We start from the raw sequence: 16,515 nt of genomic DNA, 5'->3' as shown, positions 1-16,515 counted from the left end.
GAGAAAAAGTTAAACGAATTGTTCAGGGGGGAACGCGCCCGCAGCGGTTGGCGCGTCAACGAACAGTCAGTCGGCACGCAACCCCATCGCGCCGTCCCGAGGACGGACACCCCCCGACACGGCCCCGACCCACACCCGGCGAAGAGGCGCAGACGACGCGCACCCCCACCGGAGGTACACGCGAAAAGTCCCGCCCCTCGCACAAGGGGCGGGACTTCACACACTCACATGTCAGCCGATCTGCGTCCCGGTCGCCGACAGCGCCTCGGTCACCGGCTGGAAGAACGTCTCCCCGCCCGAGGTGCAGTCACCGCTGCCGCCGGACGTGAGCCCGACCGCCTTGTCCCCGGAGAACAGCGACCCGCCACTGTCACCCGGCTCCGCGCACACGTCGGTCTGGATCAGTCCGTTCACGATGTCACCGTTGCCGTAGTTCACGGTGGCGTCCAGGCCCGTGACCTTGCCCTCGTGCACCTGCGTGGTCGACCCGCTCCGGGTGACCGCCATGCCGACGGTCGCGTCCGCGGCGCCCGAGATCTTCTGGGTGGAGCCGTTGTAGAGGTTCACCTCGCTCGGGTGGTCGACCTCCGCGGTGTACTTGACCAGCCCGTAGTCGTTGTCCGGGAAGCTGGAGTCAGCGTTGGTGCCGAGCTCCTTGCCGCTGGAGTCAGACCAGGTGGAGATGCCCTCGGTGCAGTGACCGGCGGTCAGGAAGAACGGCTCGCCGCCCTTGACCACGTTGAAGCCGAGCGAGCAGCGCCCGCTGCCACCGGTGATCGCGTCGCCACCGGCGATGAAGGGCTTGTACTCCCCCTTCGACCGCTTGAGTTCGGCCTTCGCGCCGAGCCCGTCCACGACCTTCGTCAGCGTCGCCCACTCGGCCTTGGAGACCGTGCGGTCCGCGGTCACGACGACCTTGTTCGTCGTCGGGTCGGTCACCCAGGCGGTGCCCGGGATCGTCGCGTCCTGCTTCAGCGTGCTGCGGGCGCTCTTGAGCTCGGCGAGGGAGTTCGCCACGACTCTCGCCTTGGCGCCGGCCTTCTCGACGGCCTGCGCGGCGGCCTCGTCGAGCACGTTCACCACGAGAGCCTTGCTCTTCGTGTCGTAGTACGTCCCGGCCGCGTCGCCGCCCAGGTCCTCGGCCAGCGTCGAGGCGAGCTTTCCGGCCGCGGTGACCGACAGGGTCCGGGGTGCGGACGCCTCAGGGGTCTCACTGGCGTTCGCGGTCTGGAACGTCACTCCCGCGGCGACCAGCGCGGCGATGCCCGCGCCTGCCACGGCTGCACGCCGCTTGGGTATGCGTCGGTGCTTCAACTTCTGTCCTCCTGTGGGGGGTCGGCACGAGAGGTTGTGGGGACCTCACGAGCCGGAAGGCTTCGTTGACGAGCGCCCACTATTCCGAGGACAACGGGGAGCACACAAGGGTGAGTTCGAGACGCGCGTAGACAGCGCTTCGCACGCCCCCTCATTTTGACCGTCCACGATCAAATCGGACTCAACTCCCGTACGTTCACAGTGCAAATATTACGCGTGAGTAATGTGTGCCCACTCTGTGAGGTCTACCCGTGGCTGAATTTCGCCCCTCCGACGCCCGGTTCCAGAAGGCAGCCCGCACGCAGCGCGAAGCCCCCGCACGCGGTGCGTGCGGGGGCCGGAAGTGCTGCGAACTGCCGCCAGGGGCCTAGTAGACGCTGACGCCGTAGGCGCTCAGGGCCTCCGTGACGGGCTGGAAGAACGTCGTACCACCGGAGGAGCAGTTGCCGCTGCCGCCGGAGGTCAGACCGTACGCCGTGCCGTTGCTGCCGTAGAGCGCACCGCCGGAGTCACCGGGCTCGGCGCAGACGGTGGTCTGGATCAGGCCGGAGACGACGTCCCCGCCGCCGTAGTTGACGGTGGCGTTGAGGGCGGTGACACGGCCGCTGTGCGTACCGGTCGTGGAGCCGTCGCGGATGACGGTGGTGCCCACGCTCGGGGTGGCCGCGCGCGTGATGTCCACGCCGTTCGCGGTGCCGGGACGGCTGACGGACCCGCTGTAGCGCACGAGGCCGTAGTCGTTGCCCGGGAAGCTGGAGCCGGCGGTCGAGCCGATGACCGTGGTGCGGGCGGAGTTGGAGTACCAGGTACCCGCGCCGTCGGTGCAGTGACCGGCCGTCAGGAAGTACTCGGTGCCGTTGCTGGCACGGACGTTGAAGCCGAGGGAGCAGCGCCAGCTACTCGCATAGATGGCGTCGCCGCCCTGGATCAGCTTGTTGAACTTGCCGGGGGTGCGCTTGATCGTGAGCGCGTCGGCGTTGCCGCCAGCCTGCTGCTTGATCTTCGCTATCTCGGCCTGAGTGACCGTGCTGTCCACGGTCAGGAGCACGCGGTTGGTCTTGCTGTCGACGGCCCAGGCGGTGCCCGGGATGTCGGCCTTCAGCAGCGAGCCGCTGGCGCTCTTGAGCTCCGCGGCGCTGAAGGTGGTGGGGGTGTCGGAGGCGTTCGCGCTGGGGATCGCGATCGCTGCGGCGGCAACGAGGCCGGTGGAAACGGCGATCAGCCGGGTCCGTCTCGAAATGCCACTGCGGGGGGTGGTGCGCTTGATCCTCACTTTTCGTTCCTCCACAAAGGAAGTAGGGGGCCCTCGTGGGGTTTCGGGCCCGTGAGGCGCAGTCAGCGACCGGCTGTCCGGATTCCGAACACGCCGTGCCCCTGACAAGCGCTGAGGGGGAGTATTCGGCCGAACGGCCGGTCGGCGCAAGAGTGCCTTTCGGACTTCAACCTTTAAAAGATCTTTACGAAGCCGCCCCGCGGTCGGCGTCCGGGCCCCCGCCGCACGTCACACCAGCGTGCGCTCCCCCGCCGCGACCTCGACGTCCAGCGTGTTCCCCGGCGGCGGGAAGGGGCAGACGAAGTGGTCCGCGAAGGCGCACGGCGGCAGCAGCGCGCGGTTGAAGTCGACGGTCGTACGCCCCTCGGCGTCCGGCGCGGCGGGGCGCAGGAACCGGAAGCGGTAACTGCCGTTCCCGCTGGTGGCGTCGGCGAAGACGGCCCACAGCGAGCCGTCGTCCTGAAGCGTCACCTTCAGCCTCGGCACCCGCCCTGCCAGCTCGAAGGCCAGTTCCCCGCCGAGCCCGAGCCCGCGCTCGCGCCCGTCGGCGTTCGGCACCCGGACCGTGCGGCCGGTGTCGTACGGCGTGAACCGTCCGGGCACCGCCCAGCGCGGGTCGTACGGCGTGACCCGGAGGCCGCGGAACGCCCGGCGCGCGGTGGACTCCGGGTCGAAGTCCCGCACGCCCCACGCCCCCTTGCGCACCAGCACGACCAGCCGCCGCTCGCCGTACGCCACCCGGGCCCTGTTCGCGGGGCCCGGGTCGGCCGCGAGCCGTACCTCACCGCCGAAGGGCTGTCCGTCCACGGTGAGACCGTCCGCCTCGGCCGCGGTCAGCACGACCGTGTCGCCGTCGGCCCGCCAGGAGCCGGGGATGTCCGGAAGTCGACCGTCCGGATAGTCCTCCAGCCTGGGGGTGCCCCCAGGCCGTTCAGGCACTGGGGGAGGGTGCCGATGAGCGCGAGCGGCCCGTACGGCGCCGACACCGTCGCGACGCGCCCCTCGTGCCACCGCTGCCAGTCCTCGGACGCGTCCGTCGTCATACGGGCGCCCCTGCCACACGGGGCCGGGTCAGCAGTCGCAGGGGCAGCAGCAGTCGCACCCGTCGCAGTCGCAGTCCCGGCAGGCGCCCTCGCGCTTCTTACGGGACCACGGCCCCTCGTACTCCTTGGCGCAGCACAGCTTGCAGGTGCAGCACAGGAGCCAGAACATGCCGCAGCCGGCCCAGAACCCCCGCCGGCGGGGCGGCTGCGGCACCGGCGCGCCCCCGCCGAAACCACCGCCACCGAATCCGCCGCCACCGAACCCGTCGCCGCCGTACGCCCCTCCCCCACCGGCATACGGATTCCCGCCACTGCCCGCGTACGGGTTCTGCGGGGAGCCGTAGGGCCCCTGGGGCGGCTGTCCGTGGGGTCCCTGCTGTCCGTAGGGCCCGCCGCCCTGGTGGGAGGCGCACACCGGCACCGTGCCGAACGCCCGGTCCACCGAGCGCCGCAGTTCGTGCACGAGCAGCAGATGCACGAGCTGCGCGTCGGCGAACTCGGCCTCGCGCAGCGCGAGCCGCACCCCGTGCACGGCGTCGTCGGCGAGCCGCCGGACCTCCGCGAGGGAGGTGCCGGTCGCCGCGATCGGGTTCCAGGCGCCTGACGCCGCGTCAGTGTGCAGGTCCTCCACGGCGTCCAGCAGGTGCGCGAGGCGGCCGAAGAGCCGTCCGGCCTCGGCGAGCGGCAGGGCGTTGTGCGGCCGGCCGGCGAGGACGGCCGTGTGCGCGAAGGCCGCGGCGGTCGCGGTCTCGGTCGGTTCGGTGACGGTCAGGAGCGGCGTCCCTGGCCCGGCCAGCGCCTCGATCCCGGCCTGCCGGTCCACGGCGTCGACCAGGAGGGCGGTGTCGAACCCCACAGCGGTGCCGCTCCGGGCACCGGCCGTGTCCCAGCTCGCGGCCACCCGGCGCGCGGCACGGGCCACCGGTCTGCGGGCCAACAGCCCGTCGCCGTCGGTGACGTGGTCGCGCACCTTCGCCGAGGCCAGCACCAGGGACACGGCCGCCGCGAGCCGGGCTCCCTCGCCGTGCGCGACGGAGGCGGTGCGCATGCCCCGCAGCGGGCACGGACCGGCCGTGCGCCGGCCGGTCCCGTCACTCTCCGCCTGAGCCTCCGTCAAAACCGATATGAGCAGCCCGTCATAGTTCGTCACTATTCGAGCGAACTGTCCGTGGTCACCGCGCAGTGCGAGGCAGAGCCCGCACAAATGCGCCATCCACTGGCTTGTGAGCTTCTCCCCGAGCCGGTGTCTACAGGGCCTGACGATTCCGAACACAACGCTCCCCCGAGCTTCGTAACGACGCTGAGCTGCGGCATCGTATCGGTCCCCGCATTCACCCGTACGCCCCGGCCGTCACCCGTACGCCGAGAAGAATCATATTTCACTCACAGTCAGCAGCCGTTTGGGAAACGGCCCTTGGGACACACGGACTCTCGACGGATTCGCTGTGCACCAGTACCGTCACAAACCCCCCGTGCGGCGTCTATCCACTTGGCGCGCCATCCGCATCATGGACGACCATAGGGATGCGGAAAGCAGAAAGACCGCTGTGAGAGGAGGCGTCCATGGGATCGGTACGCAAGGCAAGTGCCTGGCTTGGCCTCGTCGACGACAACGAAGACGAGCGTTACTACGACGACGACTACTCCGACGGGACCGAGCCCGGGGAGGCCTGGGTCACCGATCCGCGTGTCAAGGTGGCCTCGGACGTCGCCGAGGAGAAGGGGCGCCGCATCGGCACCGTGACCCCGGACAGCTTCCGGGACGCGCGCGCCATCGGCGAGCTGTTCCGCGAGGGCGTGCCGGTCATCATGAACCTCACGGCCATGGAGGCCTCCGACGCCAAGCGCGTGGTCGACTTCGCGGCCGGGCTGATCTTCGGCCTGCGCGGTTCGATCGAGAGAGTGTCGACCCGCGTGTTCCTGCTGACCCCGGCCAACACGGAGATCGTCAACGGCGATCCGGCCGCGCACCGCACGGACGGCTTCTTCAACCAGAGCTGAGGCAGGGCCGCTCACCGGCCCTGCCCCCGCGCAGGGTTACCGGACCGGCCTACCGGAAGGCATCGAGTCCGGTGAGCGCCTTGCCCAGCACGAGCTGGTGCATCTCGACGGTGCCCTCATAGGTGAGCACCGACTCGAGGTTGGTCGCGTGCCGCATCACGGGATATTCGAGCGAGATCCCGTTGGCGCCGAGAATGGTCCGGGCCGTGCGGCAGATCTCGATCGCTTCCCGGACGTTGTTGAGCTTGCCGAAGCTGACCTGCTCGGGACGCAGGCGGCCGGCGTCCATACGCCGCCCCAGATGATGGGCGAGCAGAATCCCCTTGTGCAGTTCGACCGCCATGTCGGCGAGTTTGGCCTGAGTGAGCTGGAAGCCGCCGATGGGCCGCCCGAACTGCTCCCGTGACTTCGCGTAGTCGACCGCGGCCTCGAAACTGCTGCGGGCCGCGCCCATGGCGCCCCAGACGATGCCGTACCGGGCGTGGGACAGACAGCTGAGGGGTCCGCGCAGGCCGGTGACCTCCGGGAGGACGGCGTCGGCGGGCAGCCGCACGTCGTCGAGCACGAGCTCGCTGGTGACCGAGGCCCTGAGGGACCACTTGTGCTTGATCTCGGGTGCGGAGAAACCGCCGCTGTCGGTGGGCACCGCGAACCCGCGGATCCCGTCGTCGGTCTGCGCCCATACGACGGCGACACCGGCGACCGACCCGTTGGTGATCCACATCTTGCGGCCGTTGAGGATCCAGTCGGAGCCGTCGCGCTTGGCGTACGTCCGCATGGCGGCGGGGTCGGAGCCGTGATCGGGCTCGGTGAGCCCGAAGCAGCCGATGACCTCGCCGGCGGCCATACGCGGCAGCCACTGCTGCCTCTGCTCCTCGCTGCCGAACCGGTGGATCGCGTACATGGCGAGGGAGCCCTGCACGGAGACGAGGGAACGGATGCCGGAGTCGGCGGCCTCCAGCTCCAAGCAGGCGAGCCCGTACTGCACGGCGGACGCACCGGCACAGCCGTAGCCGTCCAGGGACATCCCGAGGGCACCGATGCCGCCGAGCTCCTTGGCCAGCTCCCGGATCCCCGGCAGCTCCCCCTTCTCGTACCACTCGGCGACATACGGCAGCACCCGGTCCGCGGCCCAGGCCCGCACGGTGTCCCTGATCCCGAGGTCCTCAGGCTCCAGCAGGTCGTCCAGGCCGAGGGGATCGGCGGGATCGAAGGGAGGCAGCTTGGACGAACCGGACATGATCGACACCCTCCGAGACTCTTTAACTAGCACCGCTAGCCAAGACGCTACGGCGTCCACCCACCCACGCACCACCCGTAGCCGCCAACCGAAGAGCTGAAGGTGCGTGGGAGGGCGAAGGGGTCAGACCGAGACGCGGGATTCCGCCGCGTCCCTGGGGGCGGGCAACTCCACCGGCCCCGATTCACACTGCATGGCCCGCGGCAACCGCAACGCCATCACCGCCCCCAGCAGCAACAACCCCGCGCTCACCAGCAACGTCACATGCAGCCCGTGCACGAACGCATCCCGGGCGGCATGCCGCAGAGCGGCACCGGCGGAGCCGCCCAGCTGCGCGGCAACCTCGTACGCCTCCCCCAGCGAATGCCCCGCCGAGGAGGACGCCGACGCCGGAACCCCCGGCACGCCGGACAGCCCGGGCGCGTACGCCGCGTTCATCACCGTGCCGAGCAGCGCGATCCCGATCCCCGCCCCGAGCTGGTACGACGTCTCCCCGATCGCCGCCGCCCCACCGGCCTGCTCCTGCGGCGCCTCGCTCAGCATCGACTCGTACGCCCCGAACAGCGTCGTCTCCAGCCCGAAACCGAGCAGCACGAACCCGCTCAGCATCAGCGCACAGTTGTCCGTCCGGCCCAGCGCCGTCAGCAGCACCACCGCGAACGCCGTGAGGCAGAATCCGGCGCACACCATCCGCCGCGGCCCGAACCGCCGCAGCATCCGCGCCCCGGCCAGCCCGGCCGCCATCGCCGCGAACGTCAGCGGCAGCAGCCGCAGGCCGGTCTCCAGCGGTGACAGTCCGAGCACCAGCTGCAGGTACTGCGCCGCGATCAGTTCCAGACCCACCAGCGCGAGCATCGCCAGCACGATGCACCCGACGGACGTGCTGAACGCCGGCCGCGCGAACATCTTGAGGTCCACCAGCGGATACGCCCGCCGCCGCTGCCGCCGTACGAAGGCGACCAGCAGCGCGGCGCCCACCACCAGCGACGGCACGGTGAGCAGGCTGCCCAGCGACTCCCCGCTGCCGAGCCGCTTCACGCCGAGCACGACACCGAACAGTCCGGCCGCCGCCATCAGCGCACCGACCACGTCCCAGGGGCCCCTGCCGTCACCCTTCGACTCGGGCAGCAGCAGTCGTCCCACCGGAAGGCTGACCAGCATCAACGGAATGTTGACGAGGAAGACCGAGCCCCACCAGAAGTGCTCCAGCAGGAAGCCGCCGAGCAGCGGACCGACCGCCGCGCCGACCGCGGCCACGGCGCTCCAGATGCCGATCGCGAGCGCCCGCTCGCGCCGTTCCGGGAAGACCTGCCGCAGGATCGACAGGGTCGCGGGCATGATCATCGCGCCGCCCACGCCGAGCAGCGCCCGCGCCACGATCAGCACCTGGGCGCTGTCGGCCAGGGCCGCGAGGCCGGAAGCGACGCCGAACAGCGTGTAGCCGAGGAGCAGGACTCTTCGGCGGCCGATGCGGTCGCCCAGCGTGCCGAAAAGGATCAGCAGCGAGGCGCAGACCAGTGGGTAGACGTCGACGATCCAGAGCAGCTCTATCCCGCCGGGCCTCAGGTCCTCCGTGACGGCGGGGACCGCCACGTGCAGCACGGTGGCGTCGACGGCGACCAGCAGCAGGCTGACGCAGAGGACGACGAGAACCACCCAGCGGTTGGCACCGGCCCCGGCCGCCCGACGGCGCAGCGCAGCGGCGGCCGTGGTCGTCCCGGACATGTACGTACCTCCCAGATGTTCCCTCGCGATCGGCGGGCTCGCGGGGTGGGGGACGCCCCCGCGACTCGGCCGGAGAGGAGCGGTGGTCTCCGGCCCGCGCAAACGAAAAGCGAGTGACACGTCAGCGTACGCGAGTCCCCGTCGGAGACCAGTGGCGGACCTCTCACACCCCCGGCGGAAAGATGTGGCGTACGCCACTCTCTCCCATGTCGTCCACGCCCCGGCCGGCCGGGTGGTTCCGGACCGGGTCGATAATCGGGCCCGTGACCGATCTTGAGACGCGCGCGGCCCCGTCCCGCGCCGGGGCGCTGCGCCGGGCGGCCCCGGCGCTCGCCGGGTACGCGGTCGTCCGCGCCCTGGGCCTGCTCGCCCTGTTCCTGTGGAGCGCGGCGCGGGACAAGAGCGCGTACACGCTGCTGACCGCTCGCTGGGACGCGCTCTGGTATGTCAGGGTCGCCGATCTGGGCTACGGCTACGAGGTGCGGCTGGCGAACGGGGACGTGCACTCGAACCTGGCGTTCTTCCCGCTGCTGCCCTGGCTGGAGCGGCTGGTGGCGGCGGTGTCGCCGCTGTCCTACGCGGACGGGGGCTTCGTCGTCAGTCTGTTCGCCTCACTCGCCGCGGCCTGGGGGATCTTCGCCGTGGCGGACCATGTCTACGGCCGTCGGGCCGGGGTCTGCGCGGTGCTGCTGTGGGCCGTCCTGCCGGTCGGGATCGTGCAGTCGATGGCGTACAGCGAGTCCCTGTTCACGGCGCTCGCGGCGTGGTCGCTGTACGCGGTGCTGACCGGCCGCTGGGTGACGGCGGGCGCGCTGGCCCTGTTCGCGGGACTGACCCGGCCGGTGGGACTGGCCGTCGTGGCGGCGGTGTGGGTGGCGGCGGCGGCCTCCTTCGCAGGGGAAAGGCGTGCGGCCGTACGGGAAAGGCGTGCGGCGGGCCCGGATACGACGGACGCCCCGGCCGGCCCCGGAACCCGGGCCCGGCGCGTCCTCGGCATGCTCCTGGCCCCCCTCGGCACGGCCGGCTACGTGCTCTGGGTCGGGCACCACACCGGCAAGGGCCCGCTGGGCTATCTGGACGTCCAGGCGGGATGGCGCAACGGCTTCGACGGCGGCTACGCCTTCGCCCGGTTCGTCGCCGAGAAGTTCACGTCGTTCCCGGCGGCTCTGGCAGGCGTGGGACTGATCCTCGGGGTCGCGTCAGTCGTCTGGCTGTATGTGACCGGAGTACGTCAGCGCCAGCCACTGCCGTTGCTGGTCTACACCGGGGTCGTGACCGCGCTCGCCCTGTGCGCGTCGAGCTACTTCGGCTCGAAACCGCGTCTGCTGCTGCCCGCCTTCCCCCTGCTGCTGCCCCTCGCCCTGGCTCTGACCGAGGCACGTATCCGCAGGTCAGCGGCGGTGCTCGGGGTCGTGGCGGTGGCCTCTGCGGTGTACGGGGCGTTCTGGCTGAACGGCTCCGGTCCGCCCTGACCCGCTGTGAGCGCCAGGGGAATTCGGCACCATGCCCCGGTGAACGAATTCAAAAGCGCAATAAAACCCGCTTCCGGAATGATCAAAGGAATTGAAGGCCGCAGCGGCCGACGATTGCAGATTCGCTGGAAATAAACCTCGTCCTGAGAGGAATCCCACATCACATCGTCATCACAAAGCCGTTGATTCGCCCGGGATCTGAGCTCACTCGCTGTAACGTCGATTGGGTGCGTACCGAACCGAAGCTCACCCGTCTGGACCGGGTGTTCGCCCGGCTGGACCGTGAGCCGGAACGACCGGCCCACATCGATGTGCCGAAGATGAGCAGGCACCGCATCGTGCTCTTCGCGGCGACCCTGGCCTTCTACGGCGCGATCGTGTGGGCCGTGATCATCACGTCCTGGCTGGTCCGGCTCGACTGGCAGGTCATGTTCTTCCGCCCGTACCAGCAGTGGTCGGAGATCCACTGGTTCGTCGACTACTACGTGGTCCTCGGACAGCGCGGCCCGACCGCCGTGATGGTCGCGGCCTGGCTGGGCTGGCGCTCCTGGCGGCAGCACACCCTGCGGCCGATGCTCGCGCTCGGCGTATCACTGCTGCTGCTGAACATCACGGTCGGCGCCGCCAAGTACGGCATGGGCCGCCTGGGACCGCACTACGCGACCTCGATCGGCTCGAACGAGATGTGGCTCGGCGGCGATATATTTCCCAGCGGTCACACCGCCAATGCCGTGGTGACCTGGGGAATCCTGGCCTACCTGGCCTCCACCGCGAGAGCGCAGCGCTGGCTGTCCGCGGTGTCCGCGGTGACCTCGCTCGGCGTCGGGATGGCCACCGTCTACCTCGGTACGCACTGGCTGAGCGACGTGCTCCTCGGCTGGACCGCGGGTCTGCTGATCCTGCTCGGCCTGCCGTGGTTCGAGCCGCTGATCGCCCGTGCCGAGGACGCGATCTTCGACCTGCGCGACCGCCTGCGGGCCCGCAGGCGCCGCACCCCGGCCGTCCCCGCCGACGCGCCGTCCTTGGTGGTCACGCCGCTTCCCGCCGACCGTGACGACGTCGCGGCCCGCTCGTCCCGGGCCCCGGCCTGCCTGGCGCCGGGTCCGCACACGACCCGCTCGGAGCGCACGCCGATCACCCCGGCCGGCAGCCGGCGCCCGCCGCACTCGGAGCGCCACCCGCGCGGTTCCACCCCGTCGGCCCGACCTCTGACAGGCGGCTGACCAGGGGGCGGTGCGCACCCCGCCCGGCATGGCGAAGGCCCCGGTTCCGGAGCGGAACCGGGGCCTTCGCCGGGTCTCAGCCCTTCCAGGACCGCGCCACCCGGCCGCCCTTGACCTCGAAGTTCAGCCGGCCCACGCGGTACTCCATCGTGATGATCGCCCCCGGCGGCAGCGAGCGCACCGTGGCCCAGCCGCGCTCACGCGCGAGGCTTTCGGCCCTGCCAGCCTCCAGGCCGACATAGGTGTCCGGGCTGTCGTCGGGTTCCGCGGAAGGTGTCGGAGTCGGTGCCATGCAGCCACGCTATGTCCTGGCCGGCGACCATGGAAGTCCGGGTCCGCGGGTGGTCACTGTCCGCCTCCGGTCACACTTCTGTCACAAGATCACGACAGGAGTTTCGGGCGTCGTCCGTCACACGGACGAGCGGTTCCGTACGCCTTCCGCAGGCATTCGATCGTAATTCCCGCGTGTCACATGGGCTCATGGAAAAGCCCGGCGGAAAGTGCCGGGAGAAGTGCCTGCGGGACTCCATTCCTTTCCGGCGGCGCACCGGCCCGGCGGGGTCGGCGCGGCAGAGAAAATGCATGGCTTCGGCACAGAGCGGCCGGTACGCCCCCTGTCGGAGCGCGCGGCGGCGCGAGCATCATGGCGTGGGCTCGCGGGTAAGGCGCGGGCTGCGGCGGGCCCGGTACGCGATGAGCGAAGGGGCGAGCGAGCGATGGGGACGCAGACCGTACAGGCGGTGGTGCCGCCCGTGCCGCGCACGCGGCACGGGCGGGTGGTGCTCGACTGGCTGACGACGACGGACCACAAGAAGATCGGCCATCTCTACCTGATCACGTCGTTCCTGTTCTTCCTGGTCGCCGGGGTGATGGCGCTGCTGATGCGCGCCGAACTGGCCCGCCCCGGCCTGCAGATCATCGACAACGAGCAGTTCAACCAGGCGTTCACGCTGCACGGCACGATCATGCTGCTGCTGTTCGCGACGCCGACCTTCGCGGGCTTCGCCAACGAGCTGATGCCCCTCCAGATCGGCGCGCCCGACGTCGCCTTCCCCCGGCTGAACATGTTGTCGTACTGGCTGTTCCTGTTCGGCGGGCTGATCGTGCTCGGCTCGCTGCTGGTGCCCACGGGGCCGGCGGACTTCGGCTGGACCGCCTACGCCCCGCTCAACAGCGCGGAGCGCTCGCCGGGTATCGGCGCCGATCTGTGGATCATGGGCCTCGCGCTGTCGGGCTTCGGCACGATCCTCGGCGCGGTCAACTTCGTCACCACCATCATCGGGATGCGCGCCCCCGGCATGACGATGTTCCGGATGCCGATCTTCGTGTGGAACACGCTGTTCACGTCGATCCTGATCCTGATGGCGTTCCCGGTGCTGGCGGCGGCGCTGCTGGTGCTGGAGGCGGACCGGCGGTTCGGCGCACAGGTCTTCGACGCGGTCAACGGCGGGGCGATCCTGTGGCAGCACCTGTTCTGGTTCTTCGGGCATCCCGAGGTCTACATCATCGCGCTGCCGTTCTTCGGGATCATCACGGAGATCATCCCGGTCTTCAGCCGCAAGCCGATGTTCGGCTATCTGACGCTGGTCGGCGCGACGATGGCGATCACGGGCCTCTCGGTGGTGGTGTGGGCGCACCACATGTTCGCCACGGGCGCGGTGCTGCTGCCGTTCTTCTCCTTCATGAGCTTCCTGATCGCGGTGCCGACGGGCGTGAAGTTCTTCAACTGGACCGGCACCATGCTCAAGGGCTCGCTGTCCTTCGAGACGCCGATGCTGTGGGTGACGGGCTTCCTGGTGACGTTCCTGTTCGGCGGGCTGACCGGGGTGATCCTGGCGTCGCCGCCGATGGACTTCCACGTGACGGACACGTACTTCGTGGTCGCGCACTTCCACTACGTCGTCTTCGGCACCGTCGTCTTCGCGATCTTCGCCGGGTTCTTCTTCTGGTGGCCGAAGTTCACCGGGAAGATGCTCGACGAGCGGCTCGGCAAGATCCAGTTCTGGGTGCTCTTCATCGGCTTCCACACCACGTTCCTGGTGCAGCACTGGCTGGGCGCCGAGGGCATGCCCCGCCGGTACGCGGACTACCTCGCCGCGGACGGGTTCACCGCGCTCAACACCGTCTCGACGATCGGCGCGTTCCTGCTCGGCATGTCGACGCTGCCGTTCCTCTACAACGTGTGGAAGACCGCCAAGTACGGCGAGAAGGTCGAGGTCGACGACCCCTGGGGCTTCGGCCGCTCCCTGGAGTGGGCGACCTCGTGCCCGCCGCCGAGGCACAACTTCACGACGCTGCCCCGGATCCGCTCCGAGTCGCCGGCGTTCGACCTGCACCATCCGCAGTACGCGGAGGTGACTGCGCAGCCCGAGCCAAAGCGCCATCAAGCCGGTCCCGAGTCCTCCTGATCGCCTCGATCAGCCCGTCCGGCTCCAGCACCTCGAACTCGAAGCCCAGCATCACCACGTGGATGACCATCACGTCGAGGCTGCCGGCGCCGCAGCGCAGCAGACAGCTGTCCGGGCCCTCGGGCTCCAGCACCCCCGCGGAGGGCGAGATGTGTTCGGCGGCCTCCTCCAGTGGCACGAGGAGCCGCACGACGGCGTGGGTGGCGTACGCGCGCGTGGAGACGCCCTGGGAGACGTAGGCGGCGAGGTCCTCGGCGGGTGGCTCGCGCGGCGAGAAGCGCGGGCCGTGCGGCGGCTTGGGCGTGACGCGGTCCACGCGGAACGTGCGCCAGTCGTCCCGGTCGAGGTCCCAGGCGACCAGGTACCAGCGGCGCTCGGTGCACACCAGGCGGTGCGGTTCGACGCTGCGGCGGGTGAGGGTGCCGTCGTGGCCGCGGTACTCGAAGCGCAGCCGCTCGGCGTCCCGGCACAGGTGGGCGAGTTCGGTGAGCACGGCCGGGTCGACCGAGGAGGGCAGCGTGCTGCGCAGCATCGGCACGGTGACGGCGTTCAGGGCGCCCACGCGGCGGCGCAGCCGGTTCGGCAGTACCTGCTCCAGCTTGGCGAGGGCCCGGACCGAGGTCTCCCCGATGCCGTCGATGCCCTGCCCGGCCGCCGTGCGCAGTCCGACCGCCACGGCGACGGCCTCGTCGTCGTCCAGGAGCAGCGGCGGCAGCTCGGCGCCCGCGCCCAGCTGGTAGCCGCCGCCGGTGCCGGGGCTGGCGTTGACCGGGTAGCCGAGTTCGCGCAGCCGGTCGACGTCCCGGCGCAGGGTGCGGGCGCTGACGCCGAGCCGGTCGGCCAGGTCGGCGCCGGACCACTCGCGGTGGGCCTGGAGCAGGGACAGCAGACGCAGCAGGCGGGCCGAGGTCTCCAACATGGGGCGAGTCTGTCAGGCCTTGCGGACAGCCACTGTCCTCAAAGCCTGGCGGTCCTCAAGGCTCGTACGCCAGTTGCGGGACGGTGAAGCAGGTGCGGTTCATGTCCCCCTGGCCCGCCCAGCCCTTCCCGTCCTGCCAGCGGGCCACCGACAGGCACGTCCTGCTGCTCTCCGGCGGCTCGGCCAGGCGCTCGAACCGGACGGGGAGCAGCAGCCCTCCGGCGGTGTAGCCCTGGCTGCGGTTCATGAAGGTGTCGACGCACGCGCGCGTGATGCCCGTCGCCGTGCAGGACTTCGCCGCGTCCGTGAACCACCGCGCGGCCGCCCATCCCTCCAGCTGCCACTGGGAGTGCGTCTTCAGGTCCTTCGTCGCCTCGCGGAACTCCCGTACGGCCGGGTGGCCGGTGTCCTCGAAGTTGCGGCTGGCGCCGGTCGCCCAGAGGGCGTTGCGGCAGCGCGGGGCGTCCTTGTAGTCGTCGGCGACGGTGGACGCCCAGTTCTGCACGTTGGTCACCTTGGCGGTGACATCGGCGCCGGCCTCGTCCATGGCCTGGCAGAGCCGGGCGTTGCCGTGCCCGTCGATGGCGTCGAACACCAGGTCGGCGCCCTGCTCCTTCAGGTCGGCGGCGACGGCGCGGAAGTTGGGCAGGGCGAAGTCGACCTGCTCGGTGACGACCTTGTAGCCCTCGGCGCGCAGCCCCCGCTCGACGAGCCGGGCGTAGGCGGCCGAGGCGGACTGGTTGTAGGAGACGACGGCGGCGGTGCGGGCGCCGTGCTCGCGCTTGAAGTAGCGGTAGACCTCGGTGCCTCCGTACAGCTTTCCGTCCCAGCCGGGGGTGCCGTCGCGGGGCGCGAGGCTGCCGTAGATGCCGTAGAGGTGCGGGTAGGTGTCGTAGGCGGTGCCGATGGGCTGGCCGCCGATGTCGGGCACGCGCGCGCGTGCGACGCGGGAGGCGCCCGCGTAGTCGAGGGCGGTGGTGGCGACCAGGGCGACGACCCTGTCCTCCTCGACGAGCTTGTGCACGCACTCGTTGTTGCCGACGCCGCTGCCGCCGTCGTCGCACGTGCGCACCTCGATCCGGCGTCCGTCGATGCCCCCGCGCGCGTTGAGCCGGTCGAACCAGGCCCGGGCGCCGTCGCGCGGGCCGGTGAAGGCGCTGCCGCCGACCGGGCTGGTGGCGCTGGTGATGATGCCGACCCGCAGGGGCGCGGCGTCGCGGGGCGCGCGGGTGGGGTCGTCGCGCTCGAAGTCGCTCTCCGGGAGCCGGCTGCCGCAGGCCGCGCTCAGGGCGAGCAGCAGCGCCGCGGCGAGTGCCTCAGCAGCCCGGGATCGGTGACGCATTGCCGCTCAGCTGCACCAGCGCGCACAGCGTCTTCGCGGACACCTTCCAGGTGCCGTCCTGCTCGACGGCGCTTCCGGAGGCGTCGGGCAGGGCGGTGGCGCCCTTCAGGGTGAGTGTGTACGTCACGTCCGCCCCGGTCGCCGAGGTGAACTCGATCTTGGTGACCTTCGCCTGGACCTGCCCGCCGCGCTCGTCACCGCTGAAGGCCTGCAGGACCGGGCCCATCCGGTCGCCGTTCTCCAGGACGGCCTGCTTCTCCTCGGTCGAGGTCTTCGGGTCGAAGAACTTCTGCCAGTTCTGTCTGATCTCCGCCTCCGCGGCGGCCCGGTCCGCCGGGGCGGTGGCCGGCGCGCTCGTGGTCCGGTCCGCGGTCGGTGTGGGAGGCGTGGCCTCGCTGCCGCCGCCGCTGTCGTCGCTGCAGGCCGCCAGGGCCGGGGCGAGGGCCAGGACCAGGGCGGCGGCGATCGCCGTACCCCGTCCCGCGGCTCGTGGACCCCCCGTCGCGTTCCCCCGCTTGAGGTCGCTGCCGAGAACCATCTGGCTCACCACCGGGT

Annotated in this window: 12 protein-coding genes and 2 pseudogenes; 4 read left to right on the top strand and 10 right to left on the bottom strand. The window is 70.6% G+C overall.

Translation table 11 applies throughout. The annotated features are described in order from the left end of the window. Positions 1 to 231: 231 nt before the first annotated feature. The 4 genes and pseudogenes from AB0G20_RS38675 to AB0G20_RS38660 all read right to left on the bottom strand — a co-directional run bounded on the left by AB0G20_RS38675 (position 232) and on the right by AB0G20_RS38660 (position 4,903). Positions 232 to 1,314, bottom strand: a complete 1,083-nt coding sequence (locus AB0G20_RS38675; protein ID WP_361311348.1) for a S1 family peptidase — start codon at positions 1,312 to 1,314, stop codon at positions 232 to 234. A gap of 367 nt (positions 1,315 to 1,681) precedes the next feature. Then, a complete protein-coding gene (locus AB0G20_RS38670) occupies positions 1,682 to 2,587 on the bottom strand; it encodes a S1 family peptidase (protein WP_361311346.1) in 906 nt (301 codons plus the stop codon). A 228-nt stretch (positions 2,588 to 2,815) separates the two neighbouring features. Next, positions 2,816 to 3,630 (bottom strand): annotated as a pseudogene (locus AB0G20_RS38665) (DUF1684 domain-containing protein). Positions 3,631 to 3,658: 28 nt separating this feature from the next. Then, on the bottom strand, positions 3,659 to 4,903 hold the full coding sequence (locus AB0G20_RS38660) for a DUF5685 family protein (RefSeq protein ID WP_361311343.1): 1,245 nt from the start codon (positions 4,901 to 4,903) through the stop codon (positions 3,659 to 3,661). A 290-nt stretch (positions 4,904 to 5,193) separates the two neighbouring features. Between AB0G20_RS38660 and AB0G20_RS38655 the strand changes: the two genes are divergently transcribed. Next, the gene (locus tag AB0G20_RS38655) at positions 5,194 to 5,631 is read left to right on the top strand and encodes a cell division protein SepF (protein ID WP_248507614.1); all 438 of its coding nucleotides are present in this window, start codon (positions 5,194 to 5,196) and stop codon (positions 5,629 to 5,631) included. A 49-nt stretch (positions 5,632 to 5,680) separates the two neighbouring features. On the opposite strand, the gene AB0G20_RS38650 is transcribed toward AB0G20_RS38655, so the two are convergent. Both AB0G20_RS38650 and AB0G20_RS38645 read right to left on the bottom strand, forming a co-directional pair. After that, on the bottom strand, positions 5,681 to 6,871 hold the full coding sequence (locus AB0G20_RS38650; protein WP_361311340.1) for an acyl-CoA dehydrogenase family protein: 1,191 nt from the start codon (positions 6,869 to 6,871) through the stop codon (positions 5,681 to 5,683). Between the two features lie 123 nt (positions 6,872 to 6,994). Next, entirely contained in the window at positions 6,995 to 8,596 is a 1,602-nt protein-coding gene (locus tag AB0G20_RS38645) for an MFS transporter (protein ID WP_361311337.1), read from the bottom strand. A gap of 263 nt (positions 8,597 to 8,859) precedes the next feature. Here AB0G20_RS38645 and AB0G20_RS38640 point away from each other — a divergent pair, with 263 nt between their 5' ends. Together AB0G20_RS38640 and AB0G20_RS38635 are read left to right on the top strand one after the other, a co-directional pair. Further along, the gene (locus AB0G20_RS38640; protein ID WP_361311335.1) at positions 8,860 to 10,068 is read left to right on the top strand and encodes a hypothetical protein; all 1,209 of its coding nucleotides are present in this window, start codon (positions 8,860 to 8,862) and stop codon (positions 10,066 to 10,068) included. Between the two features lie 227 nt (positions 10,069 to 10,295). Next, positions 10,296 to 11,291, top strand: a complete 996-nt coding sequence (locus tag AB0G20_RS38635) for a phosphatase PAP2 family protein (protein WP_361311333.1) — start codon at positions 10,296 to 10,298, stop codon at positions 11,289 to 11,291. Positions 11,292 to 11,367: 76 nt separating this feature from the next. On the opposite strand, the gene AB0G20_RS38630 is transcribed toward AB0G20_RS38635, so the two are convergent. Next, the gene (locus AB0G20_RS38630) at positions 11,368 to 11,583 is read right to left on the bottom strand and encodes an I78 family peptidase inhibitor (protein ID WP_361311330.1); all 216 of its coding nucleotides are present in this window, start codon (positions 11,581 to 11,583) and stop codon (positions 11,368 to 11,370) included. Between the two features lie 424 nt (positions 11,584 to 12,007). Between AB0G20_RS38630 and ctaD the strand changes: the two are divergent. Then, positions 12,008 to 13,669: pseudogene (gene ctaD, locus AB0G20_RS38625) on the top strand (cytochrome c oxidase subunit I); the annotation flags it as partial. Here ctaD and AB0G20_RS38620 read toward each other — a convergent pair. Genes AB0G20_RS38620 through AB0G20_RS38610 form a run of 3 tightly spaced genes read right to left on the bottom strand, consistent with a single transcriptional unit; the run spans position 13,578 to position 16,498 of the window. After that, complete coding sequence (locus tag AB0G20_RS38620; protein WP_361311328.1) at positions 13,578 to 14,618, bottom strand: YafY family protein; 1,041 nt, start codon at positions 14,616 to 14,618, stop codon at positions 13,578 to 13,580. The pseudogene ctaD and the gene AB0G20_RS38620 overlap by 92 nt on opposite strands. A 55-nt stretch (positions 14,619 to 14,673) precedes the next feature. Further along, positions 14,674 to 15,960: an ABC transporter substrate-binding protein gene (locus AB0G20_RS38615; protein ID WP_361311325.1), complete on the bottom strand. Its 1,287-nt coding sequence runs from the start codon at positions 15,958 to 15,960 to the stop codon at positions 14,674 to 14,676. Then, positions 15,935 to 16,498, bottom strand: a complete 564-nt coding sequence (locus tag AB0G20_RS38610) for a hypothetical protein (protein ID WP_361311323.1) — start codon at positions 16,496 to 16,498, stop codon at positions 15,935 to 15,937. Before AB0G20_RS38610 ends, AB0G20_RS38615 begins: the two co-directional genes overlap by 26 nt. Between the last annotated feature and the right edge of the window lie 17 nt (positions 16,499 to 16,515).

This window comes from Streptomyces sp. NPDC024017 (assembly GCF_040638895.1).
GTDB lineage: Bacteria > Actinomycetota > Actinomycetes > Streptomycetales > Streptomycetaceae > Streptomyces.
Note: the sequence above shows the minus strand (reverse complement) of the source record. Positions and strands in the feature narration are given on the sequence as shown.